This is a genomic window from Streptomyces filipinensis, from assembly GCF_014649495.1.
Lineage (GTDB): Bacteria > Actinomycetota > Actinomycetes > Streptomycetales > Streptomycetaceae > Streptomyces > Streptomyces filipinensis.
Window position 1 is genome coordinate 842,167 of record NZ_BMTD01000001.1, and the last position, 21,989, is coordinate 864,155.

Annotated in this window: 23 protein-coding genes, 1 other RNA gene and 1 pseudogene; 15 read left to right on the plus strand and 10 right to left on the minus strand. The window is 73.9% G+C overall.

Translation table 11 applies throughout. From position 1 onward, the window contains the following. The first annotated feature begins 6 nt into the window (after positions 1-6). On the plus strand, positions 7-972 hold the full coding sequence (locus IE244_RS03770) for a 3-oxoacyl-ACP reductase (RefSeq protein ID WP_191871151.1): 966 nt from the start codon (positions 7-9) through the stop codon (positions 970-972). Between the two features lie 60 nt (positions 973-1,032). Here IE244_RS03770 and IE244_RS03775 read toward each other — a convergent pair whose 3' ends face one another. Together IE244_RS03775 and IE244_RS03780 are read right to left on the minus strand one after the other, a co-directional pair. After that, positions 1,033-1,191, minus strand: coding sequence for a hypothetical protein (locus tag IE244_RS03775; protein ID WP_191871152.1), 159 nt, complete (start codon positions 1,189-1,191; stop codon positions 1,033-1,035). A gap of 95 nt (positions 1,192-1,286) precedes the next feature. Continuing rightward, positions 1,287-2,543, minus strand: a complete 1,257-nt coding sequence (locus IE244_RS03780) for a hypothetical protein (RefSeq protein ID WP_191871153.1) — start codon at positions 2,541-2,543, stop codon at positions 1,287-1,289. 188 nt (positions 2,544-2,731) lie between these two features. Here IE244_RS03780 and IE244_RS03785 point away from each other — a divergent pair, with 188 nt between their 5' ends. Genes IE244_RS03785 through IE244_RS03795 form a run of 3 tightly spaced genes read left to right on the plus strand, consistent with a single transcriptional unit; the run spans position 2,732 to position 5,695 of the window. Next, positions 2,732-3,589: a Nif3-like dinuclear metal center hexameric protein gene (locus tag IE244_RS03785; protein WP_031171120.1), complete on the plus strand. Its 858-nt coding sequence runs from the start codon at positions 2,732-2,734 to the stop codon at positions 3,587-3,589. Next, positions 3,586-4,329, plus strand: coding sequence for a zinc ribbon domain-containing protein (locus IE244_RS03790; RefSeq protein ID WP_191871417.1), 744 nt, complete (start codon positions 3,586-3,588; stop codon positions 4,327-4,329). Before IE244_RS03785 ends, IE244_RS03790 begins: the two co-directional genes overlap by 4 nt. Positions 4,330-4,351: 22 nt before the next feature. Then, positions 4,352-5,695 carry a bifunctional RNase H/acid phosphatase gene (locus IE244_RS03795; protein ID WP_191871154.1) on the plus strand — a complete coding sequence of 448 codons (1,344 nt, stop codon included), beginning with the start codon at positions 4,352-4,354 and terminating at the stop codon, positions 5,693-5,695. Here the strand turns inward: IE244_RS03795 and eda are convergent. Together eda and yaaA are read right to left on the minus strand one after the other, a co-directional pair. Further along, positions 5,667-6,347 carry a bifunctional 4-hydroxy-2-oxoglutarate aldolase/2-dehydro-3-deoxy-phosphogluconate aldolase gene (eda, locus tag IE244_RS03800; protein WP_191871418.1) on the minus strand — a complete coding sequence of 227 codons (681 nt, stop codon included), beginning with the start codon at positions 6,345-6,347 and terminating at the stop codon, positions 5,667-5,669. The two genes, IE244_RS03795 and eda, sit on opposite strands and share 29 nt — an antisense overlap. 80 nt (positions 6,348-6,427) lie before the next feature. After that, entirely contained in the window at positions 6,428-7,219 is a 792-nt protein-coding gene (yaaA, locus tag IE244_RS03805; RefSeq protein ID WP_191871419.1) for a peroxide stress protein YaaA, read from the minus strand. A 74-nt stretch (positions 7,220-7,293) separates the two neighbouring features. On the opposite strand from yaaA, the gene IE244_RS03810 reads away from it, so the two are divergent. Next, positions 7,294-8,727 (plus strand): RNB domain-containing ribonuclease, encoded by a 1,434-nt coding sequence (locus IE244_RS03810; protein ID WP_191871155.1) that lies wholly within the window; start codon positions 7,294-7,296, stop codon positions 8,725-8,727. On the opposite strand, the gene IE244_RS03815 is transcribed toward IE244_RS03810, so the two are convergent. From IE244_RS03815 to IE244_RS03825, 3 genes are read right to left on the minus strand one after another with little or no spacing between them, the layout of a single operon-like run. Next, the gene (locus IE244_RS03815) at positions 8,714-9,283 is read right to left on the minus strand and encodes a hypothetical protein (RefSeq protein WP_229853960.1); all 570 of its coding nucleotides are present in this window, start codon (positions 9,281-9,283) and stop codon (positions 8,714-8,716) included. The two genes, IE244_RS03810 and IE244_RS03815, sit on opposite strands and share 14 nt — an antisense overlap. A 2-nt stretch (positions 9,284-9,285) precedes the next feature. Beyond that, a complete protein-coding gene (locus IE244_RS03820) occupies positions 9,286-10,032 on the minus strand; it encodes a MerR family transcriptional regulator (RefSeq protein ID WP_191871157.1) in 747 nt (248 codons plus the stop codon). A 33-nt stretch (positions 10,033-10,065) separates the two neighbouring features. Continuing rightward, positions 10,066-11,604 carry an FAD-dependent monooxygenase gene (locus IE244_RS03825; RefSeq protein ID WP_191871420.1) on the minus strand — a complete coding sequence of 513 codons (1,539 nt, stop codon included), beginning with the start codon at positions 11,602-11,604 and terminating at the stop codon, positions 10,066-10,068. 56 nt (positions 11,605-11,660) lie between these two features. Between IE244_RS03825 and IE244_RS03830 the strand changes: the two genes are divergently transcribed. From IE244_RS03830 to rnpB, 6 genes and pseudogenes are all read left to right on the plus strand, one after another. Continuing rightward, a complete protein-coding gene (locus tag IE244_RS03830) occupies positions 11,661-12,275 on the plus strand; it encodes a TetR/AcrR family transcriptional regulator (RefSeq protein ID WP_191871158.1) in 615 nt (204 codons plus the stop codon). 89 nt (positions 12,276-12,364) lie between these two features. Further along, a complete protein-coding gene (locus IE244_RS03835; RefSeq protein ID WP_191871159.1) occupies positions 12,365-12,784 on the plus strand; it encodes a DUF4260 family protein in 420 nt (139 codons plus the stop codon). Next, entirely contained in the window at positions 12,777-13,316 is a 540-nt protein-coding gene (locus IE244_RS03840) for a TetR/AcrR family transcriptional regulator (protein ID WP_191871160.1), read from the plus strand. Before IE244_RS03835 ends, IE244_RS03840 begins: the two co-directional genes overlap by 8 nt. A gap of 20 nt (positions 13,317-13,336) precedes the next feature. Beyond that, positions 13,337-14,158: an AraC family transcriptional regulator gene (locus tag IE244_RS03845; RefSeq protein ID WP_191871161.1), complete on the plus strand. Its 822-nt coding sequence runs from the start codon at positions 13,337-13,339 to the stop codon at positions 14,156-14,158. An 85-nt stretch (positions 14,159-14,243) separates the two neighbouring features. Continuing rightward, positions 14,244-14,960 (plus strand): annotated as a pseudogene (locus tag IE244_RS43110) (DMT family transporter); the annotation flags it as partial. Positions 14,961-15,075: 115 nt separating this feature from the next. Then, positions 15,076-15,477: RNase P RNA component class A (gene rnpB, locus IE244_RS03860), an RNA gene on the plus strand. Between the two features lie 23 nt (positions 15,478-15,500). Here the strand turns inward: rnpB and IE244_RS03865 are convergent. After that, positions 15,501-15,824 (minus strand): MazG-like family protein, encoded by a 324-nt coding sequence (locus IE244_RS03865; protein ID WP_191871163.1) that lies wholly within the window; start codon positions 15,822-15,824, stop codon positions 15,501-15,503. 100 nt (positions 15,825-15,924) lie between these two features. Next, the gene (locus IE244_RS03870) at positions 15,925-16,470 is read right to left on the minus strand and encodes a DoxX family membrane protein (protein ID WP_191871164.1); all 546 of its coding nucleotides are present in this window, start codon (positions 16,468-16,470) and stop codon (positions 15,925-15,927) included. Positions 16,471-16,598: 128 nt separating this feature from the next. Here IE244_RS03870 and IE244_RS03875 point away from each other — a divergent pair, with 128 nt between their 5' ends. Together IE244_RS03875 and IE244_RS03880 are read left to right on the plus strand one after the other, a co-directional pair. Continuing rightward, positions 16,599-16,925, plus strand: coding sequence for a nuclear transport factor 2 family protein (locus IE244_RS03875; protein WP_191871165.1), 327 nt, complete (start codon positions 16,599-16,601; stop codon positions 16,923-16,925). Between the two features lie 188 nt (positions 16,926-17,113). Further along, positions 17,114-18,331, plus strand: coding sequence for a D-alanyl-D-alanine carboxypeptidase family protein (locus IE244_RS03880; RefSeq protein WP_191871166.1), 1,218 nt, complete (start codon positions 17,114-17,116; stop codon positions 18,329-18,331). Positions 18,332-18,571: 240 nt separating this feature from the next. On the opposite strand, the gene IE244_RS03885 is transcribed toward IE244_RS03880, so the two are convergent. Beyond that, the gene (locus IE244_RS03885; RefSeq protein ID WP_191871167.1) at positions 18,572-19,330 is read right to left on the minus strand and encodes an SDR family oxidoreductase; all 759 of its coding nucleotides are present in this window, start codon (positions 19,328-19,330) and stop codon (positions 18,572-18,574) included. 213 nt (positions 19,331-19,543) lie between these two features. Between IE244_RS03885 and IE244_RS03890 the strand changes: the two genes are divergently transcribed. Next, positions 19,544-20,860: a multidrug effflux MFS transporter gene (locus IE244_RS03890; RefSeq protein ID WP_191871168.1), complete on the plus strand. Its 1,317-nt coding sequence runs from the start codon at positions 19,544-19,546 to the stop codon at positions 20,858-20,860. Beyond that, positions 20,788-21,981: a serine hydrolase domain-containing protein gene (locus tag IE244_RS03895; protein ID WP_373305702.1), complete on the plus strand. Its 1,194-nt coding sequence runs from the start codon at positions 20,788-20,790 to the stop codon at positions 21,979-21,981. The genes IE244_RS03890 and IE244_RS03895 overlap by 73 nt, the downstream gene beginning before the upstream one ends. Positions 21,982-21,989: the final 8 nt, after the last annotated feature.

Sequence of the window (21,989 nt, forward strand, 5' to 3'; positions counted from 1 at the left end):
ACCGGCATGGCACTGCCACAGGAGGGGTCACCGGAGCGGCCGCTGGAAGGGCTGTCCGCCGTCGTCACCGGCGCCGGACGCGGCCTCGGCCGGGCCGAGGCCCTGGAACTCGCCCGGTTGGGCGCGGCCGTCGTCGTCAACGACTACGGGCGGCCCGGGCGGGACGGTTCCGGCGCTTCCTCGGCGGGCCCCGCCGAGGAGGTCGCCGCCGAGATCCGCGACCGCGGCGGCCGGGCGGTCGCGCACACCGGCGACGTCTCCGACTTCCGGCAGGCGCGGGAGCTCGTGCGGTCGGCGGTCGAGGAGTTCGGCAGGCTGGACGTCCTCGTCAACAACGCGGGCATCCTGCGCGACCGCATGGTCTTCTCCATGACCGAGGACGAGTGGGACTCGGTGATCCGCGTCCACCTCAAGGGCCACTTCAACACCACGCACTTCGCCGCCGCGCACTGGCGGGAGCGGTCCAAGGCGGCCGGCGGGGAGAAGGTGTACGGGCGGATCGTGAACACCTCGTCGGAGGCCTTCCTCGCCGGATCCGCGGGACAGCCCAACTACGCGGCCGCGAAAGGCGGGATCGTCGGGCTCACCACCTCCACGGCCCTGGCCCTCGCCAAGTACGGTGTGACCGCCAACGTCATCTGCCCGCGCGCCCGCACCCGGATGACCGAGGACGTCTTCGCCGGCTTCCAGCGGCCGGACCAGGGCCTGGACCCGCTGGCCCCCGAGCACGTCGCCCCGCTCGTCGGCTACCTGGCCGCACCGGCCGCCGCCCGGGTCAACGGCCAGCTGCTCGTCGTCCACGGCGGCATGGTCGCGATCGTCGAACGGCCCCGGGTGCAGGCCAAGTTCGACAGCAAGCAGGAGACGTTCACCTACGACGAACTCGACGCGCTGCTCACCCCGCACTACGCGGACCGGCCCGCGGGGGAGACCTTCGCGGCGGCGGAGGTCCTGGGGCTCACCCGCGGATAGGGCAGCGGACAGCACAAAGGGGCGCTCGCCGAAGCGAGCGCCCCTCTTGTTCTACGACCTTCAGACAGCCGCCTCGGCGGTCTCCTCGGCGGGCTTGCGGTGCCGGCCGTGCGGAACCGTCTCGCTCTCCTGGGCCGAGACCGGCCCCCGGTGCCTGCCGTGGCCGGCAGCCTCCCGGGAGTCGGCGGACAGCTGCTCCGTCGTGCTGGTGTCGCTCATCGGACGTCTTCACCCCGTCATATGATCTTTCGTACAGCCGGGCGAGTGTAACCGGCGTACCACGGACCGAATCCAGGAGCACACGCCAACCGGCACTATTCCGTTACAAGACGTCCCAGAGGCGCCTGCTGCAACGGCACCGGACGTGCCACCACCGGCTGCCCGGCCCCGAGTTCCGCGGACTCCGGAGGGTCCGGTTCCGCCGGCGGCCGCGGCGCCCCGGGCGCCCCGGCCGCCGTGCCGTCCCGGACCGGACCCTCCGGGCCATCGCCCCCCGGCCATCCCCCCGAAGGCCCGGCGAAGCCGCTCCCCGCGGCCGCCGCGCCTCCCGTCTCCCCCTTGGGCACCGTCAGCTCCGCCACCCCGCACGGCGTCTCCCGTGTGGCGTACGGCAGCCGCAGCACCCCGTCCCGTGTCCACAGCCCCGCCCCGGCCAGCCAGCCCCGCGGCGCCGGGAGATGGCTCACCTGCCGCCCGGCCGGCCGCCAGGTGCTCACCCAGCTGCCGAACGGCCCGTCGACGCGCAGCGCCACCGCGCAGTTCTCCGGCATCAGCACCTGTCCCGGCTGGATCGCGAACGGCGTCACCGCACAGTCCGGCATCCGCAGGCTCTCCGGGAAGCGCACCGGCAGCGTGCTGCCCAGCACCCCCCAGCCCAGTCGCTCCTCCCCCGGCGAGGGGGCGTCCGAGGAGATGAGCAGCAGCCCGCTGTCGGGATCGGCGAGCAGCAGCCGGTCCTCACTCGCCGCCGCGATCTGCAGCAGCGGCGACACCTCGGCGCGCTCCAGGTCCACCACGACCGTCTTGACCGGCCCGCCCCGTTCCCGGTCCAGCGCCAGCATCCGCCCGGCGCGGTCCAGCCAGACCCCGCCCGAACAGCGCCCCGGCACCTCGACGAGCCGCTCGGGCCCGAAGGCGCCGCCCGCCACCAGCCACACCGCGCTGGAGTGCGGACCGACGGCGAGGGCGCAGGCCCGCCTGCCGTCCGGCGCCGGCGGCAGCAGCGTGAGCCGGGTGCCGGGCTCGGGGCACTCCACCGCGCCCAGCGGCAGCTCACCGGTGCCGGGGCCGGTCGGGTACAGCAGCGAGAAGGCGTGCCGGTGCTCGACCAGCCGGTGGATCAGCACCCGGCCGTCCGCCAGGGGCTGCACCTCGGTGCCGGGCTCCTCCGGCTGGTTGCCGGGCAGCGGTACCGCGTACGGCTCCGGGCCGTCCAGCGTCCAGCGCTCCGGGAACCACGACTCGCCGTCCCGCGCGAGCCGTGCCGCGTACGCGCCGTCCGCCGTGATGGCGCACCCCGTCCCGCCGTCCCCCGCACCGGTCGACGGGGGTTCGATCGCACAGGCCGTCATCGTTCGGTCACCTCCGGCGACGAAGCTAGTTTTCGTACGCACAGGCGGGGGACCGGCCGACATCCGCTTCACACATACGGGTGGCGCAGAAGCGATTCACCTGAGGAAACCGGGGCCTTTGTGCTGAGCGGGGCCAGACCGGACGGATGCGGTACGGCCCCGCAGGCCAGCCAGGTAGCCTTTGCTTCGTGCCCCGTCTGTCTGAAGTCATCGCCGCGCTGGAGAACCTGTGGCCCGCCGAGCGGGCCGAGTCCTGGGACGCGGTCGGCACGGTCGTGGGCGACCCCGGCCAGGAGGTCACCCGGGTCCTGTTCGCCGTCGACCCGGTGCAGGAGATCGTCGACGAGGCGGTGAAGCTCGGCGCCGACCTGCTGGTCACCCACCACCCGCTCTATCTGCGGGGTACGACCACGGTCGCGGCGACCCACTTCAAGGGCCGGGTCGTGCACACCCTCATCAAGAACGACATCGCGCTGCACGTCGCCCACACCAACGCCGACACCGCCGACCCGGGCGTCTCGGACGCCCTCGCCGGCGCGCTCGACCTGCGTGTCGTACGCCCCCTCGTCCCGGACCCCACCGACCCGCAGGGATGCCGGGGCCTCGGCCGCGTCTGCGAACTCGACCACCCGGTGACCGTCCGCGAACTGGCCGCGCGCGCCGCCGCACGACTGCCCGCCACCGCGCAGGGCATCCGGGTGGCCGGCGACCCCGACGCCGTCGTCCGCACGGTCGCCGTCAGCGGCGGCTCCGGCGACAGCCTCTTCGACCAGGTCCGCGCGGCCGGCGTCGACGCCTTCCTCACCGCCGACCTGCGCCACCACCCGGCCTCCGAGGCGGTGGCCCACAGTCCCCTGGCGCTGCTCGACGCGGCCCACTGGGCCACCGAGTGGCCCTGGTGCGAGCTGGCCGCAGCCCAGCTCGACGAGATCTCCGACCGCCACGGCTGGGACCTTCGGGTCCATGTCTCCAAGACGGTCACCGACCCCTGGACCGCCCACGCGGCGTCCACCACCACGACGAACCACATGGGAGCCCCCAACTGAACGCCGCGCCCGCCGACCAGATCCGACTCCTCGACGTCCAGGGCCTCGACGTCCGCCTGCAGCAGCTGGCGCACAAGCGGAAGTCGCTGCCCGAGCACGTCGAGATCGAGTCGCTGAACAAGGACCTCACGCAGCTGCGGGACCTGCTCGTCGCCGCGCAGACCGAGGAGAGCGACACGGCCCGCGAGCAGACCAAGGCCGAGCAGGACGTGGACCAGGTGCGCCAGCGCGCCGCCCGCGACCAGCAGCGCCTGGACTCCGGCGCGGTCACCTCGCCGAAGGACCTGTCCAACCTCCAGCACGAGATCGCGTCCCTCGCCAAGCGGCAGGGCGACCTGGAGGACGTGGTCCTGGAGGTCATGGAGCGCCGCGAGGCCGCGCAGGAGCGGGTGACCGAACTGACCGAGCGGGTCGCCTCCGTCCAGTCGAAGATCGACGACGCGACCGGGCGCCGGGACGCCGCGTTCGAGGAGATCGACGGCGAGACCGCCTCGGTGACGAAGGAGCGCGAGGTCGTCGCGGCCGCCATCCCCGCCGACCTGCTCAAGCTCTACGACAAGCTGCGCGTGCAGCAGGGCGGCATCGGCGCGGCGAAGCTGTACGCCCGCACCTGCCAGGGCTGCCGGCAGGAGCTGGCGATCACCGAGCTGAGCGAGATCCGCGCGGCCGCGCCGGACGCCGTGGTGCGCTGCGAGAACTGCAGCCGCATCCTGGTGCGTACGGCCGAGTCGGGTCTGTAAGAGTCGGTAAGGGGCTTGCGGGGTGCGGGAGTTCATCGTCGAGGCGGACGGCGGGTCGCGGGGCAACCCGGGGCCCGCGGGCTACGGGGCGGTCGTCCTCGACGGGGCCACGGGTGAGCCCCTGACGGAGGCGGCGGAGTACATCGGCGTCGCCACGAACAACGTGGCCGAGTACCGGGGCCTTCTGGCCGGCCTGCGCGCAGCCCACGCCCTCGACCCCTCGGCGCGGGTCCACGTCCGCATGGACTCCAAGCTGGTCGTCGAGCAGATGTCGGGCCGCTGGAAGATCAAGCACCCCGACATGAAGCCCCTGGCGACCCAGGCGAGGGCGGTCTTCCCCCCGGACCAGGTCACCTACGAGTGGATCCCCCGCGAACAGAACAAGTACGCGGACCGCTTGGCGAACGAGGCGATGGACGCGGGCGCCAAGGGCCGGCAGTGGTCCCCGTCGGAGTCGAGGGCGGCCCTGGACACTCCGCCCGCCGTTCCCGAGCCGTCGGGCCCGCCGGGCGACGCGGCCGCGGGCGCGGCCCGGGCGCGTGCCGCGCTGGCGCAGGGGCGGGCGGCCGACCCGGCTGCGGGCGGTCGGGCCGCCGGGGCGGCCCGGGCGGGCGAGGGGGATGCCCCCGCGGTGCAGGAGAAGCCGGGCGTGGAGCAGGCACCCGACGGCGAGCGGCGGCCCGCCGCTCCCGCCGAGGAGCGCCGCTCGACGCCGGGCTGGAGCAGCGCCCCCGACCTCGGCGCCCCCGCCACCTTCGTCCTCCTGCGCCACGGCGAGACCCCCCTCACGCCCCAGAAACGCTTCTCCGGCAGCGGCGGCACCGACCCCGCCCTCTCCGAGGTGGGCCGCGAACAGGCCCGCCGGGTCGCCGAGGCACTCGCCAGGCGCGGCACCATCCAGACCGTCCTGGCCTCCCCGCTCACCCGTACCCGCGAGACAGCCGCCGTCGTCGCCGCCCGCCTCGGCCTTGAGGTGACGATCGAGGACGGCCTGCGCGAGACGGACTTCGGCGCCTGGGAGGGTCTCACCTTCGCTGAGGTCCGCGAGCGCTACCCGGACGACCTGAACGCCTGGCTCGCCGACCCGGAGGCCCACCCCACCGGCGGCGGTGAGAGCTTCGCCGAGACGGCCGCCCGGATCGCCGCCACCCGCGACAAGCTCGTCGCGGCCCACGCGGGCCGCACGGTCCTGCTGGTCACCCACGTCACCCCGATCAAGACCTTCGTCCGCCTCGCCCTCGGCGCCCCGCCCGAGTCCCTGTTCCGCATGGAGCTGTCGGCGGCCTCCCTCTCGGCGGTGGCGTACTACGCGGACGGCAACGCGAGCGTGCGGCTCCTCAACGACACGTCCCCTCTGCGTCCCTGACCCCGGCGCGCCCGCCGAGCGCCGCCGCGCCCCGCGCCAGCTCCTCGATCCGCGTCCAGTCCCCGGCGGCCACCGCGTCCGCCGGGACCATCCAACTGCCGCCCACACAGCCCACGTTGGGCAGGGCGAGATACTCCGGCGCGGTCGTCGGCCCGATCCCGCCGGTCGGGCAGAAGCGGGCCTGCGGCAACGGCGCGGCCAGCGACTTCAGAAAGGCCGTACCGCCCGCCGCCTGCGCCGGGAAGAACTTCATCTCCCGCACCCCGCGCTCCAGCAGCGCCACGACCTCCGAGGTGGTCGACACCCCGGGCAGGAACGGCACCCCGGCCCCGCGCATCGCCACCAGCAGTGCCTCTGTCCACCCCGGGCTGACCAGGAACCCCGCCCCCGCCGCCGTACCCGCGGCCACCTGCTCCGGCGTGATCACCGTGCCCGCGCCGACCAGGGCCCGCGGCACCTCGGCGGCGATCGCGCGGATCGCGTCCAGTGCCGCCGGCGTCCGCAGCGTCACCTCGATCGCCGGCAGCCCGCCCGCCACCAGCGCCCGCGCCAGCGGTACGGCGTCGGCGGCGTCGGAGACGACCACCACGGGGACGACGGGCGCGAGATCCAGCACGGAGGCGGCCGAGGAGGAGGGCAGCGGTGAGGTCATGCCCCACATCGTGCCCATGTGGTGCAGCATGCGCAAAGAGCGTTGCGCATGCTGCAATGGAGTCGGGTGGGTGGCGGTGTCTAGTGGATCTCCTCCACCAGCACATCCAGCGCCCACGGCTTCCCGGCCTTCACCGGCGCCTGGGCCTCCACCTCGTGCCCGAGCTCCCGCAGTGCCTCCACCAGCTCGGCCGGGTCCCTCGGCGCCGCACCGGCCGTCAGCAGGGTCCGTACCATCCGGCCCTTGGTCGCCTTGTTGAAGTGGCTGACGACCTTCCGGGTCGGCGCGTGCAGCACCCGCACGGTCGCCGTCCGCCCCGCGACCTCCCCCTTCGGCCGCCAGGCCGCCGCGTAGGCGGACGAGCGCAGGTCCAGCACCAGTCCGTCCCCGGCCACCTCCGGCAGCACCTCGGCCATCGGCGCCCGCCAGTGCCCGGCCAGCGCGCCGAGCGCCGGCAGCTTCACACCCATCGAGCAGCGGTAGGAGGGGATGCGGTCCGTCACCCGCACCGCGCCCCACAGGCCGGAGAACACCAGCAGTGAGTCCGCCGCGCGCCGCCGCGCCGCCGCGTCCAGCGTGGCCAGACCGAGGGCGTCGTAGAGCACACCGGTGTAGATCTCCCCGGCGGGGCGGGCGCCGGCCGTACGCAGCCGGGCGTTCTTCGCGACCTCGCCGCGCAGTCCCTCGCTCAGCCCGAGCACCTCGCGCGCCTTCTCGTTCTGGTCGGGGTCCCCGGCGCACAGCTCGACCAGCTCGGTGAGCACGGCCTCGCGTGCGGCGGTCAGCCCCGGCAGGGACAGCGCCGCGAGCTCCAGCGGGGCTCCTTCACCCGAGTTCGCCTTGCCTTCCGAGGGCGGCAGCAGGACCAGCAACACGTACTCCTCACGTAGACCTCCGCGACAGCGTACGGCGTGCCGCCCACCCGCCCGCGCCCTACGCTCGCTGTATGCCCCGCCGCAAGATCCGCGTGACCGGCGCCCCCGAGGCCCCGTTGCGGGCCGCCCTCGCCGCGCTGCGCGCCGAGCTCGGCCTCCCGGCGGACTTCCCGCCCAAGGCCCGGGCCGAGGCCGAGCGCGCGGCGAAGGCACCCGTCCTGCCGTCGTACGACGCCACGGACATCCCCTTCTTCACCCTCGACCCCCCGGCCTCCCTGGACCTCGACCAGGCCACCCACCTGTCGCGGCGGGGCACCGGTTACCGGGTCCGGTACGCCATCGCCGACGTCGCCGCCTTCGTCGTACCCGGCAAGGAGCTGGACGCACAGGCGCACCGGCGGGTGAACACCCTGTACTTCCCGGACGAGAGGATCCCGCTGCACCCCGCCGTGCTCGGCGAGGGCGCGGCCAGCCTGCTGCCGGACCAGGTCCGGCCCGCCGCCCTCTGGACGATCGACCTGGACGCGGAGGGCCGGACCGTCGCCGTCGACGTGCGCCGCGCCCTGGTCCGCAGCCGCGCCAGGCTCGACTACGCGCAGGCGCAGAAGCGGATCGACGCCGGCACCGCCGAGGAACCCCTCGCGCTGCTCAAGGAGATCGGCGAGGCCCGGGAACGGCAGGAGACCGAGCGCGGAGGCATCTCCCTGAACGTGCCCGAGCAGGAGATCACCGAGCAGGACCACACCTATGTCCTGGGCTACCGCTCTCCGCTGCCCGCCGAGGGCTGGAACGCCCAGCTCTCGCTGCTCACCGGCATGGCCGCCGCCGAGCTGATGCTCGCCCACGGCACCGGCGTCCTGCGCACCCTCCCGGCCGCCCCCGACGGCGCCGTCGCCCGGCTGCGCCGCACCGCCACCGCCCTGCGCGTCGACTGGCCGCACCATGTCTCCTACGCCGCGCTGATCCGCACCCTCGATCCGCACGACACCCGTCACGCGGCCTTCCTCCAGGAGTGCACGACTCTGCTGCGCGGCGCCGGCTACACGGTGTTCCGTGACGGCGTCCTCCCCGCGATCACCACCCACGCCGCGGTCGCCGCCCCCTACACGCACTGCACGGCCCCACTGCGCCGGCTCGCCGACCGCTACGCGTCCGAGATCTGTCTCGCCGCCGTCGCCGGCCTGCCGCCGCCCGACTGGGTGCTCGCCGCGCTCGACGCGCTGCCCCGGCGGATGGCCGACGGCTCCCGCATCGCCGGCACGGTCGAGCGCGAGTGCGTGGACATCGTGGAGGCGGCCCTGCTCAAGGACCGGGTCGGGGACGTCTTCGACGGCTGCGTGGTGGAGATCGACGAACGCCGGCCCACGGTGGGCACCGTGCAGGTGGACTCGCCCGCGGTCATCGGCCGGATCGAGGGCGACCGGCTGCCGCTCGGCGAACGCCTGCGGGTACGGCTCAGCCGGGCCGACCCGGGCACGACGAAGATCGTCTTCACCGTGGCGTGAGGGCCCGGACGAGGCCGCCGGGGTCGTCGGCGTGCAGCCGCACCGTGCTCACCTGCCGGGACCCGCCGAGGAACGACCGGTGTGCGACGGGTGCGGTCAGCTCCAGCTCGACCGACGTCTGTGAACCGACCGCGAGGTCGAGCACGCCGTCCGCCGGCTCGTGCGTCATCCGCGTACGGCGGCGTACGGCGGCGATCGCGTCCAGCGGGATCCACAGGTCCACATGGGCGCCGTACCGCACCCGCAGGGCCTTGTCGGTCAGCACGTGCGGGCGGACCACACAGGCCGCGTGCAGGCCGATGACGAACAGCACGGTGTAGACGTCCAGCACCAGTAGGACGTCGTGCGCGGTGGGCATGTCGCGGAGCATCACCGACACGCCGACCGTCTCGACGACGCACACGAAGGCCAGCCCCGCCATCGTGGCGCCCTGCCCGCGCGTGTACCCGAACGCCCGCCCACCGGCGGTGCCCTCGGTGCGCCGGGCCAGCCACAGCACCAGACCGGCGAAGAGGCGGGCCTCGTGCCGCGCCAGACGACCCGCTGTCCTCAGCATCCTCATCTCCCCTCCTCCGCGAGGATATTGAGCGCACGGCGGATCACCTCGGCCTGGGCGGGCGCGAAGTCCGCGTACAGGGCGCGCAGGACGGCGTGGTCGGGGTGGACCGGGCCGGCCGGCAGCAGTCCCGCGGGAATGCAGCCGGCCAGGGTCCGTGCGGCCACCGCCACGCGCGGGTCGTCCGGTCCGGCGTCCGCGAGGGCGTCGAGCAGCGCGTGCGCCTCGCGGGTCCGCGCCAGTGCGTCCGGGTCCTCCAGGACGCCGCGCAGCGCGGACAGCAGCCGCTCCCGTTGCTCGGGGGGTGCCCCGGTGTCGATCAGGGCGAGGATCTCGCGGTCCTTGGCGGCCGTGGGCGAGTCGCCACCGGACAACGAGCCGAACAGTTCGGCCAGTTGCGGCGAGACGGGCCCCTCGGCGGGCAGTTCCCCGGCGTCCAGCAGCGCCCGCAGCCGCTGCCGGCGCTCCCGGATCCCCGCCTCCTGCCGGGCCAGGTCCTCGTCCAGCTCGGTGAGCACCTCGACCAGGTCCTTCCCGGCGTCGTCGGCGAGCGCGTCCCGCACCTCGGCGAGACCCAGCCCCAGCTCGGTCAGCCGCCGGATCCGGGCGAGGACGACGGCGTGCCGGAGGGTGTAGTGCCGGTAGCCGTTGGACCTGCGCTCGGGTTCGGGCAGCAGGCCCAGGTGGTGGTAGTGCCGCACGGTGCGCGTCGTGACGCCGACGGCGGCGCCGAGTTCTCCGATCCGCATGGGATCAGTACAGACGTTGACGTCGCGGCAGGGTCAAGCGGAGACCGCCGGGGCGCCGAGCCAGCGCTCCAGGGACTCCGGCAGGCCCTTGCCGCCCTCGTCCTCGGCGGCCCAGGCCACGAACCCGTCCGGCCGCGCGAACAGCGCCCTGAGGCCGGACCGGTCCGGGCAGGCGAGCGTACGGACCTCCAGCCGGTCGCCGTACCCCTCGGCGTGGGCGCGCAGTGCGGCGTCGTCGGCGAGGTCGAGCAGCAGGGCGCGGCCGGAGTGCAGGTGGTCGCCGAGCCGGGTGCCGTCGGCCAGCACCAGGTCGGGGGCGCTGGCGCCGGTCAGCGGGTGGTCGCCGGGCAGGTCGTAGCGCTGCCATATGCCGGAGATCCGCGTGACGAGGTACGTCGTGCCGGTGGTGGTCAGCGCCAGGTCGGTGACCACCCGGCGCAGGGCGCGGGCGTGCCGGTCCGGGCGCATCACCGCGATCTGGGCGCGGGTCCAGTCGAGCACCCAGGCGCCGATCGGATGCCGCTCGGCGGTGTAGCTGTCCAGCAGGGACTCGGGTGCCGTGCCGCGTACGACGGCGGCCAGCTTCCACCCCAGGTTCATCGCGTCCCCGATGCCCAGGTTGAGCCCCTGCCCGCCGAACGGCGAGTGCACATGCGCGGCGTCGCCCGCGAGCAGCACCCGCCCCTTGCGGTAGTCGGTGGCCTGGCGGGCGTTGTCGGTGAAGCGGGTGGCGCTGACCACCTTGTCGACCGTGACCTCCGGCACGCCCGTGACCCGGCGCAGGCTGGCCTGCAGTTCCCCGGCGGTGAGGGGCGCCGAGCGGTCGGCCGGGGGCCTGTCGAACTCCACGGTGAGGATCCGGCCCGGGAAGGGTCCGTGCACATACGTGCCCACGTCGGTCGTGTTCCAGCCCGTTCCCAGCCGTTCGGCGCCGGTCAGCTCCACCACCGCCTGGTAGGCGGTGATCTCCGGGTCCGTGCCCGGGAAGTCGAAGCCGGCGAGCTTGCGGACGGTGCTGCGGCCGCCGTCGCAGCCGACCAGCCAGCCGGCGCGGACCGTTCCCTCGCCGGTGTGTACGGCGACCCCGTCCGCGTCGGCGTCGAAGCCGGTGAGCTCCACTCCCCGGCGCACCTCCACCCCGAGCCGCGCGGCCCGCCGGCCCAGGATCCGCTCCAGCTCGGCCTGGGGCACACCGAGTCCCAGGTCGGCCGCCGGGCCGGCGTCCGCCCATGCCGGGTCCGAGCCGTCGAAGAGATCGGAGTCCATGGGGATCCCGGCGAAGTGCCCGGCGAACTTGGGCGGGAGCTTGTCCCAGCGCTGTGGCGCGCCGCTCCCCCGGAAGGCCCGCAGCCGCTCCCGCGCCGCCTCCCACACCGCCGTCAGCTCGGGCAGCATTCCCCGGCGGTAGAAGGCGATCGCGCTCGGGATGTTGATCGCGCCCGCCTTGATCGTCTCGTCCACCTCGGTCAGCCGCTCCACGACCAGCACCCGCGCACCGCCGAGCCCCAGCTCACAGCCGAGGAAGAGCCCCACGGGCCCGGCACCCGCCACCACCACGTCGTACTCGGTCATCGTCGTCATGGTGATCAATATAGTCACTAAAAGTTTTGAGCGGCTATAGTTTTCTCATGCATGAGGAACTCTCGCTGAGGGAGCGCAAGAAGCGCGAGACGCGGCAGCGGATCTCGGACATCGCCACGGGCCTGTTCGCGGAGCGTGGCTTCGACGCGGTGACGGTCGCGGAGGTGGCGCGGGCGGCCGGGGTCTCCGCGATGACGGTCTTCAACTACTTCCCGCGCAAGGAGGACCTCTTCCTCGACCGCATCCCGCAGGCCGCCGAACTCCTCGCCTCGGCGGTGCGCGACCGCGCGCCCGGCGAGCCCCCGCTCGCCGCCCTGCGCCGCCTCGCGCTGCGCCTGCTCGACGAGCGGCACCCGCTCGGCGGCGTGGGGGAGACCTTCGCCCCCTTCTGGCGGATCGTCGTCGGCTCGCCGGCGCTGCGCGCCCGCGCCCGTGAGGGCGCCGAGGAGGTGGAGCGGGCCCTGGCCGCCGCCCTCACCGAAACCGCCGCGCCCGACCCCCGCCTGCTCGCGGCCCTGGTCGTGGCGGCCTACCGGACGGTCTCCACCGCCTCCGTGCGCCGGCTGATGGCGGGTGACGCGGTGGCGGAGGTGGCCCGGGAGCACCGGGCGGCCCTGGAGGCGGCCTTCGCCGCACTCCAGCGCACGGGCCTTGACGGCTAACGGTGTTAGCCATACGGTCGGAGGGCAGGGCGGCTAACGGTGTTAGCCGCATCCTCGCCCGAGACCGCCGTACGACACCGGAGGCAGTCATGACCGCAGCGGCCGGCATCACCCGCGCGCCCCGCTCCGCCCGCACCGTTCTGCGCCGCACCGCCTGGCTGGCGCTCGCCCTGTTCTGGTCGGCCTTCGCGGTGCTGGAGGGCGTCAACCACGGCTGGCTCGCCGGCACCCTGGCCCTGGCCCTCCTCGTCCTGCCGGACCTGACCTTCCTGGTCGCCCTCGACGACGCGCCCCCCATGGCCAAGGGGCAGCTGCCGCCGCGCGCGGTGCCGTACTACAACGCGATGCACCGCGCCCTGGTCCCGCTCGCACTGCTGGTCGCCTACAGCGTCCTGCCTGTCTCCTGGCCGCCCGCCTTCGCGGCCCTGTGCGGCTGGCTCGCCCACATCTCGTACGATCGCGCCTTCGGCTACGGGCTGCGCACAAAGGAGGGCTTCCAGCGTGACTGAGCGTCCCCCCGCCACCGACCGGCTCACCCCCCGCGCCCGCGAGATCGTGGCGGCCGCCCGGGATCTCCTGGAGGAGTCCGGGCCCGCCCTGCTCACCATGCGCACCCTCGCCGACCGCCTCGGCATCAGGGCGCCGTCCCTCTACAAGCACTTTCCCGACAAGCACGCCGTGGAGGTCGAACTGACCGCACGGATGCTCCAGGAGTCGGCCGAGGCCCTGGAGGCGGCCGAGACCCGCGCGCCCGGCTCCCTCGCAGCGCTCGCCGAGGCCTACCGCGTCTACGCCCTCGCCCACCCGCACCTGTACCGCCTGGCCACCGAACGCCCGCTGCCCCGCGCCGAACTCCCCGCCGGGCTGGAGGACCGGGCCGCCCTGCCGCTGCTGCGCGCCTGCGGCGGCGACCTCGACCTGGCCCGCGCGACCTGGGCCTTCGCCCACGGCATGGTCATCCTGGAGATCCACGGCCGCTTTCCCGCCGACGCCGACCTGGACGCGGCATGGAAGCGGGGCCTGAAAGCGTTGCACCCCTAGGCGAAAGGGGTGGAGGGCGAATGACTGAACAGGCGCGGTGGACGCGGGCCCGGCTGGGCCACGGCGGGCCGCCGCTCGACCTCCTGACGGCGGACTTCCGCCGGCACACCTACGCTCCGCACGCCCACGAGGAGTACACCGTCGGCGTCTGCGTCGGCGGCTGCGAGGTGATCGACTACCGGGGCGGCCACATCCGCACCGGACCGGGCACCATCGTGGTCCTCGACCCCGGCGAGATGCACACCGGCGGCCCCGGCAACGCCACCGACGGCTACGCCTACCGCGCCCTGTACGCCGAGCCGTCGCTGCTGACCGACGGCATCCTCGGCGGGCTGCCGTACTTCCGTGAACCGCTCCTCGACGACCCCGAGCTGGCCATGGCGCTCCGCCGCTCCCACACCGAGCTCACCAGCTGCCCGGACCCGCTGGAGGCCGAGTCCGTCCTGCCGTGGCTGCTGACGGCCCTGGCCCGCCGCCACTCCACCGCCCGGCCCACGTCCGACGTGATCCCCGGCGCCGGCGCGATCGCGCTGACGGTCCGCGACCGCCTCGCCGACGAACTCACCGCACCGCCCCCGCTCGCCGGCCTCGCCGCCGAGCTCGGACTGTCCCGCTACCAGCTGCTGCGGGCCTTCCGCACGACCATGGGCATACCTCCCTACGCCTGGCTCGCCCAGTACCGGGTGACCCGGGCCCGCGCGCTGCTCGCCTCCGGACTGCGCCCCGCCGAGGTGGCCCCGCTCGTCGGCTTCGCCGACCAGGCGCATCTGACCCGCTGGTTCCGCCGCGTGCTCGGGGTGACGCCGGCGCAGTACCGCAACAGCGTTCAAGACACCCCGTGAGGGCGCGGCCGAGACTCACCGCATGACTGCACGTGGCTGGTTCCTGTTCTCCCTCATGGGAGTGATCTGGGGCGTTCCCTATCTGATGATCAAGGTGGCGGTGGACGAGGTGTCCCCGCCCGTGGTCGTGTTCACCCGCTGTGCGCTCGGCGCGGTGCTGCTGCTCCCCTTCGCCCTGCGCCAGGGCGGCCTGCCCCGGACCGTACGCACCCACTGGCGCCCCCTGCTGGCCTTCGCGTGCCTGGAGATCATCGTCCCCTGGTTCACGCTCACCGACGCCGAACGGCACCTGTCCAGCTCGACGGCCGGTCTGCTGATCGCGGGCGTGCCGATCGTGGGACTGGTCGCCGCCCGCACGCTGGGTGACACGGAACGTCTCGGAGCCCGCCGCATCACCGGCCTCGCACTGGGCCTGGGCGGCGTGACGGTCCTGACCCTTCCCCATCTCACCGGCGGCGACGCCCGCTCCCTGGCCGAGGTCCTGCTGACGGTCCTGGGGTACGCCACCGCCCCGGTGATAGCCGCGCGCCGGCTGAAGGAGGTCCCGTCCCTGCACCTGACGGCGGCCTGTCTGACCCTGGCGGCCGTCGTCTACGCCCCGGTGGCGATCGTGGCCCGGCCGGCGTCCGTCCCCTCGTCCACCGTCCTGGCGGCCCTGGCCGGCCTGGGCGTGCTCTGCACGGCGGTGGCGTTCGTGGCGTTCCTGGAGCTGATCAAGGAGGCGGGCCCGACGCGGGCGACGGTGATCACCTACGTCAATCCGGCGGTGGCCGTGGCCGCGGGCGCGGTCTTCCTGCACGAGCCGCTGACCGCCACCGTCCTCGTGGCCTTCGCCCTCATCCTGGCGGGCTCGGTCCTGGCCACGGCCGCCGGTCCGCGCCGCCCCCGGCGCCCGGTACCATGGTCGACACGGCAGACGAGCCGGGCGGGCGGCCGCGTGGAGTCCCCCTAGGGGGCTTCCCGAGGAACGTCCGGGCTCCACAGGGCAGGGTGGTGGCTAACGGCCACCCGGGGTGACCCGCGGGACAGTGCCACAGAAAGCAGACCGCCGGGGACCTCGTCCTCGGTAAGGGTGAAACGGTGGTGTAAGAGACCACCAGTGCCCAGGGTGACCTGGGCAGCTAGGTAAACCCCACCCGGAGCAAGGTCAAAAGGAGACACCTCGGTGTTTCTGCGCGGACGTTCGAGGGCTGCCCGCCCGAGTCCGCGGGTAGACCGCACGAGGCCGGTGGCAACACCGGCCCTAGATGGATGGCCGTCGCCCCGGCGCCCGCGAGGGCACCGGGGAACAGAACCCGGCGTACAGCCCGACTCGTCTGCCCCACCCCCCCCCACGGGCCGCTCAGCGGCGGGCGGCCACGCGGGCCAGATGACGGGTGAACACCTCCTGCGCGTCCGGTGTCAGCGTCCGCAGGGCCACCAGCGCCGTGATCGCCACATCGCACAGCTCGCCCTGCACGTCCTCCCAGGTGTGGGTGACGCCCTTGCGCGGGTTCTGGCCGGTCGTACCGATGACCGCCTCCGCGACCTCGCCGACCTCCTCGGAGAGCTTGAGGAGGCGGAGCAGGAGCCCCTCGGTTCCGGTGTGCGTGCGGGCGGACTCCAGGCGGGTCCAGAGGTCGTCGAGGGTCGGCCACAGAGCGGCGGGGGTGTCCTGATCGGTCATGCCGGCCAGCGTCCCACGCCGTCCGGACCGGCCGTCGGCCACTCTCGCGAAGACCACCCCCGTTCCTCGCCCACCCCTGCCCACCCCTGCCCACCCCTCCCTACTCCTCGAACAGCACCTCCTGCTCGCCCTCCCGCCGCGCCCGCACCCGCTGGGTGCGCAGGCCCACGACCAGCGCCGTCGCCGCGGCCGTGACGCCGAGGGCCGCCGGGACCATCCAGCCGCGGTCGAAGACATGGCCGAGGGCGTGGTCCAGGGAGAGCCGGCCGGGGCCCGTGACCGCCAGGCCCGCTGCCGCGAGACCCAGGCTCGCCGCGTACTCGTAGCCGCCCTCCTGGGCGAAGAACCCGTTGGGCAGGTGGACCGCCGCCGCCCCCGCCATCGCGCCGGCCGCCGCCGCGCCGGCCGCCGGGGTCGCCAGGCCCAGGGCGAGCAGGGTGCCGCCGCCGGCCTCCGCCAGCCCGGCCGCCGTCGCGCTCGCCTTGCCGGGCGCGTAGCCGACGGACTCCATGAACTGGCCGGTGCCCTCCAGACCGTGCCCGCCGAACCAGCCGAACAGCTTCTGCGCGCCGTGCGCGGCCAGCACTCCGCCGGTCCCCAGCCGGAGCAGCAGCAGGCCCAGATCACGTCGGTCGTAACAGCTCACGGTGACTCCCATGCAGACAGGCGGACGGGTTCCTCCCGTGTTTCCACCGTCGCAGCTCGCACACCGACGGGCCCGCCGTGGCGGGCGTTCGGGTGGCGGGTCCGGGACGCCGATGTGAACCTGGCGCCATGACGATTCAGCCAGCCAAGCTCAGCGATCCGGCCGTCCGGGCCTTCGTGAACGCCGTCAACTCGCATGACCGGGAAGGCTTCATGGCGCTGCTCGCCCCGGGCGCGACCATGGCGGACGACGGCTCCGACCGCGATCTCGCCGACTGGATCGACCGGGAGATCTTCACCTCCCACGGCCACATGGAGGTCGACAACGAGTCCGCCGGCGGCCGAGCCCTGCTCGCCCGCTACCGCAACGACACCTGGGGCGAGATGCGCACCAGGTGGACCTTCACCGTCGAGGACGACGGACGGATCTCCCGCTTCGAGACCGGGCAGGCCTAGCCGGACGGGAGAAGCGGCCTCGGTCCACGTCGACCGGATGGTCGTCGGGGAGACGGGGGCGGACAGCGCGATCTTTGTAAGGCCTGGGAAACCAGGGGAACTCATCGGATTTTCATAACGCGGCAAATTCCGCGCCGTACCGGTCGCCCTGAAGGAATCCCCTGCTGGGCGCGGTGTACGGTCCCCGGGTGCGTGAATGTTCCCGGCTCAGCAGGCGTGCCGTCCTCGGGCTGACGGCCGCTGCCCTTCCCGTGTCCACGGCCACCGCGGCCGCCGCCGTCGATTCCACTGTCATCGGGGGCGAGCAACTGGCCCGCTCCGGCGTCCAGGTGCGCGGCGCCTCCGGCCTGCCCAAGAAGATCACCGCCCGCTCCTGGCTGATCGCCGACCAGGACAGCGGAGAGGTGCTCGCCTCGTTCAATGCGCATCAGCGGCTCGCGCCCGCGTCCACGCTGAAGATGCTGTTCGCGGACACGGTGCTGAAGAAGTTCGACCGCGCCGAGCGGTACACGGTCAAGGACGCCGATGTCGCCGACGTCCCGGCCGGCTCCAGCCTGGTCGGCATCAAGCCCGGCATCACCTACAGCGTCGACCAGCTGTGGCAGGGCGTGTTCCTGCGCTCCGGCAACGACGCCGTTCATGTGCTCTCCCACATGAACGGCGGGATCGCCAAGACCGTCGCCGAGATGCAGGCCAAGGCCGAGGACCTGCAGGCCCTGGACACCCATGTGGTCAGCCCCGACGGCTTCGACCACCCCGGCCAGACGTCCTCGGCGTACGACCTCACGCTGTTCGCCCGGTACGGTCTGAAGGACGCCGACTTCCGCGGCTACTGCGGTACGCGGACCGCCGACTTCCCGGCGGGCGGCAAGAAGACCTTCCAGATCCAGAACACCGACCGCCTGCTGACCGGGGCATGGGGCCTGAGGACGTACGACGGCCTGATCGGCGTCAAGAACGGCTACACCAGCCACGCCGGCAACACCTTCACCGGCGCGGCCACCCGCGGCGGGCGCACCCTGCTGGTGACGGTCATGCACCCCGCCGAGGGCAGCAACGCCGTGTACGAGCAGACCGCCGCGCTGCTCGACTGGGGCTTCGGAGGCGGGCGTTCGGCGCAGGCCGTGGGCACGCTGGTGGATCCGCTCAGCGAGGGCGGGGCGAGCGCGGGTCCGGCGCCCGCGCGCAAAGCGGCCCGGGCGGCGGCCGGCGCGCCCGGGCGGGGCCCCGCCAAACCGTCCACCGGACGGCTGGTGGAGGGCGCGGCCGGTACGGCGCTGCTGCTGACGGCGGCGACGGCGCTGGTGATGAAGCGGCGCCGCAGGGCCGTCGCCGCGGCCGCGACGGCCGAGGTGTCCCAGGAGGCCGTTCAGGTGCCGGAGCCGGGCGGCCGGCACCGGCGCTGAAGCATGCGGCGGCCGTTCCACCGACCGGTGCGCACCCCGCGTCCCGCGAGGTCCACCCCCAACTCCGGCCCGGTGGAACGGCCGCCGCCTCCCCCCTCTGATGTGGCCATGGAATCCACGTGCTCCAACTGTGAAGCTATCGTGGAGGAAAGTTGAGCATATGGGCTCGACCGGCCGCAATACCGCGGATGTTCGAATTCCGTTTGTGGTAATGGGACCGGCCGGGCCCCGGACCCGTCCTCAGCCCCGGCCGATGTACGGCATCGCCGTCGCCAGTACCGTCGCGAACTGCACGTTCGCCGCCAGCGGCAGCTCGGCCATGTGCCGCACCGTGCGGGCCACATCGGCCACGTCCATCACCGGCTCCGGGACCACCTCGCCGTTCGCCTGGAGCGCGCCGGTCTCCATCCGGGCCGTCATGTCGGTGGCGGCGTTGCCGATGTCGATCTGCCCGACCGCGATGCCGTACGGCCGCCCGTCCAGCGACAGTGACTTGGTCAGGCCGGTCAGCGCGTGCTTGGTCGCGGTGTAGGCGGCCGAGTGCGGACGGGGTGTGTGGGCCGAGATGGAGCCGTTGTTGATGATCCGGCCGCCCTGCGGATCCTGCTCCTTCATCCGCCGGTACGCCGCCTGCGCGCACAGGAACGCCCCGTTGAGGTTGGTGTCCACCACGTGTCGCCAGGCGTCGTAGGACAGCTCCTCGACCGGGACCCCGCCGGGCCCGAAGGTCCCCGCGTTGTTGAACAGCAGGTCCACCCGCCCGAACCGGTCCGTCGTCGCCGCGAACAGCGCGTCCACGTCCTCGGGGCGGGACACGTCGGCGCGCACGGCGAGCGCGGCGGCCTTGGGCGCCAGTGCCGCCGTCGCCTCCAGCGGCTCGGTGCGCCGGCCGGCCAGCGCCACCGACCAGCCGGCGCGCAGCAGCTCCACGGCGACGGCCCGCCCGATGCCGGAACCGGCGCCCGTCACCACCGCGATCTTCGATTGCCTGTCAGTCATGGCTCCGCAGCGTAGGCGGAACATCCGTCATGCGGAATCGACTGTCCGCCATACGGTTCGGCGGGGATGACGCCCGGGCCGGCCGCCTCCGCCGTCACCCCGCCCTCGCTCGTGTGTGCCCCGGCAGTCTGTGCGAGCTGAGAACATGGGGGCCGGCCGTTTCACCAGCCGGCCGCTTCACCCAGCCGGTCGGTCCATCAAGGGAGGGGACAGATGCCCGAGCACGCGGCGGCGCCGACACCGGACACCCACCACTCGTCCACCCCGGACCGGACCTCCACCGCCACCCGCCGCACCGGCCTGCTCGTCACCCTCGTCCTCGGCGGCCTCACCGCGACACCCCCGCTCGCGATGGACATGTACCTCCCGTCCCTGCCCGAGGTCACCACCTCCCTGCACGCGCCCGCCGCCACCGTCCAGCTCACCCTCACCGCCTGCCTGCTGGGCATGGCGCTCGGGCAGCTGGTCGTCGGCCCGATGAGCGACCGCTGGGGCCGCCGCCGCCCGCTGCTCACCGGCCTCGCCGTCTACGTCCTCGCGACCGCCCTGTGCGCGGTGGCCCCGGACGTCGCGACGCTGGTCGCCTTCCGGCTCGCCCAGGGCCTCGCGGGCGCGGCCGGGATCGTCATCGCCCGCGCCGTCGTACGCGACCTGTACGACGGGGTGGCCATGGCGCGCTTCTTCTCCACCCTGATGCTGGTCTCCGGGGTCGCGCCGGTCGTGGCACCGCTGATCGGCGGGCAGATCCTGCGGGTGACGGACTGGCGGGGCGTGTTCGTGGTCCTCACGGCGGTCGGCGTGCTGCTCGCCGCGCTCGTCTGGCTGCGGCTGCCCGAGACCCTGCCGCCCGCCGAACGGCACGGCGGGGGAGCCGGCGAAGCGCTGCGGGCGATGCGCGGACTGCTCGCCGACCCGCCCTTCACCGGCTACATGCTGGCCGGCGGCTTCGCCTTCGCCGCCCTGTTCGCCTACATATCCGCGTCCCCCTTCGTCGTCCAGGAGATCTACGGCGCCTCCCCGCAGACGTTCAGTCTGCTGTTCGGCCTCAACTCGGTCGGCCTGGTGGCCGCCGGCCAGGTCAACGGCAAGCTGCTGGTCGGCCGCATCGCCCTGGACAAGGTCCTCGCCACCGGCCTGACGGTGATCGTGCTCGCCGCGACCGCCCTGCTGCTGATGTCCACCGGCGCCTTCGGCGACGTCGGGCTCGCCCCCGTCGCCGCCGCACTCTTCGTCCTCATGTCCGCCATGGGCATCACGCTCCCCAACGCCCAGTCCCTGGCCCTGCTGCGCACCCGGCACGCCGCCGGCTCCGCCTCCGCGCTGCTCGGCACCTCCTCCTTCCTCGTCGGCGCGGTCGCCTCACCGCTCGTCGGAGTCGCCGGGGAGCACACCGCCGTACCGATGGCTCTGGTCCAACTGGCGGGAGCACTGGTCGCGGCGGCCTGCTTCGTGGGAATGTGCCGTCCCTGGGGCACACGTGGAACAGACGTGCGGCACACCTGTGCGGGGCCGGAGGGAGAGCGGAACTGAGCGCACCCAGACTGCGCGCCGACACGCCTGAACGGGCCGGGCTCGACCCCGTCGAGCTCGGGCACCTGGTCGGCGAGGTGCACGCCCTCACCGCCGGCGACCGCCCCTGGGCGGCCGGCGCCGTCGTGCTGGCCGGCCGCGGCCCCGTGATCGCCGTGGCCGAGGCGTCGGGCTGGGCGGTCCGCTACGCCTCCTACGACCCCGAGACCGACACCGGCGTGGAACTGCCGCCCGCCGCCCGGGTCCCGGCCACCGTCGGCACGCCCTTCGACCTGGCCTCCCTCACCAAGCTGTTCACCTCCGTCGCCGCCGTGCAGCAGATCGAGCGCGGCACCCTCGGCATGGACGCCCGGGTCGGCGACTACCTGCCCGACTTCCACGCCGCGGCCGCCCACGGCACCACCGTGCGGCAGCTGCTCACCCACACCTCCGGGCTGCGCCCCGAGCTGCCGCTGTACGACTGCCCGGACGACGCCGCCCGGCTGGCCCTGCTGCGCGCCGAGGCCCCGACCGGCGAGCCGGGCCGCTACCGGTACTCCGACCTGAACATGCTCCTGCTCCAGGCCGTCCTGGAACGCCTCACCGGCCGTGCCCTCGACGTCCTCGTCCAGGACGGCATCACCCGCCCCCTCGGCATGACGGCCACCGGCTTCGCGCCCTGCCCCGGCGCGGCCGCCACCGAGGACCAGCGGCGGCCGTGGGCCAAGGCGGACCGCGGGATGCTGCGAGGCGTGGTCCACGACGAGAACGCCTGGGCGCTCGGCGGCGTCGCCGGGCACGCGGGCCTGTTCTCCACCGCCCGCGACCTCGCGGTCTTCTGCCGGACCCTGCTCGCCGGCGGCTCCTACGGGCCCGCCCGCATCCTCGGCCCCGACTTCGTGGAACTGCTGCTGACCCCGCCGGGGCTGGGCTTCGCCGTCGACCAGCCGTGGTTCATGGGCGAACTGGCGGGCCACGGGGCGGCGGGCCACACCGGCTTCACCGGCACCTCGCTGGTCCTCGATCCCAGGACGGACACGTTCCTGGTGCTGCTGGCCAACACGGTGCATCCCCGGCGCAGGGCACCGGACAGCGGGCCGAGAGCGGCCCTGGCCACCCGGCTGGCGAGAGCGGTGATCTGAGGCCCGTA

What these genes read in the sequence shown, in the direction of transcription:
- IE244_RS03770 (WP_191871151.1), top strand. Translation starts at nt 7, where the DNA reads ATGGCACTGCCACAGGAGGGGTCACCGGAGCGGCCGCTGGAAGGGCTG.
- IE244_RS03775 (WP_191871152.1), bottom strand. Translation starts at nt 1,191, where the DNA reads ATGAGCGACACCAGCACGACGGAGCAGCTGTCCGCCGACTCCCGGGAG.
- IE244_RS03780 (WP_191871153.1), bottom strand. Translation starts at nt 2,543, where the DNA reads ATGACGGCCTGTGCGATCGAACCCCCGTCGACCGGTGCGGGGGACGGC.
- eda (WP_191871418.1), bottom strand. Translation starts at nt 6,347, where the DNA reads ATGACCTCACCGCTGCCCTCCTCCTCGGCCGCCTCCGTGCTGGATCTC.
- IE244_RS03810 (WP_191871155.1), top strand. Translation starts at nt 7,294, where the DNA reads ATGCCCCGCCGCAAGATCCGCGTGACCGGCGCCCCCGAGGCCCCGTTG.
- IE244_RS03815 (WP_229853960.1), bottom strand. Translation starts at nt 9,283, where the DNA reads ATGCTGAGGACAGCGGGTCGTCTGGCGCGGCACGAGGCCCGCCTCTTC.
- IE244_RS03820 (WP_191871157.1), bottom strand. Translation starts at nt 10,032, where the DNA reads ATGCGGATCGGAGAACTCGGCGCCGCCGTCGGCGTCACGACGCGCACC.
- IE244_RS03825 (WP_191871420.1), bottom strand. Translation starts at nt 11,604, where the DNA reads ATGACCGAGTACGACGTGGTGGTGGCGGGTGCCGGGCCCGTGGGGCTC.
- IE244_RS03830 (WP_191871158.1), top strand. Translation starts at nt 11,661, where the DNA reads ATGCATGAGGAACTCTCGCTGAGGGAGCGCAAGAAGCGCGAGACGCGG.
- IE244_RS03835 (WP_191871159.1), top strand. Translation starts at nt 12,365, where the DNA reads ATGACCGCAGCGGCCGGCATCACCCGCGCGCCCCGCTCCGCCCGCACC.
- IE244_RS03845 (WP_191871161.1), top strand. Translation starts at nt 13,337, where the DNA reads ATGACTGAACAGGCGCGGTGGACGCGGGCCCGGCTGGGCCACGGCGGG.
- IE244_RS03865 (WP_191871163.1), bottom strand. Translation starts at nt 15,824, where the DNA reads ATGACCGATCAGGACACCCCCGCCGCTCTGTGGCCGACCCTCGACGAC.
- IE244_RS03875 (WP_191871165.1), top strand. Translation starts at nt 16,599, where the DNA reads ATGACGATTCAGCCAGCCAAGCTCAGCGATCCGGCCGTCCGGGCCTTC.
- IE244_RS03885 (WP_191871167.1), bottom strand. Translation starts at nt 19,330, where the DNA reads ATGACTGACAGGCAATCGAAGATCGCGGTGGTGACGGGCGCCGGTTCC.
- IE244_RS03890 (WP_191871168.1), top strand. Translation starts at nt 19,544, where the DNA reads ATGCCCGAGCACGCGGCGGCGCCGACACCGGACACCCACCACTCGTCC.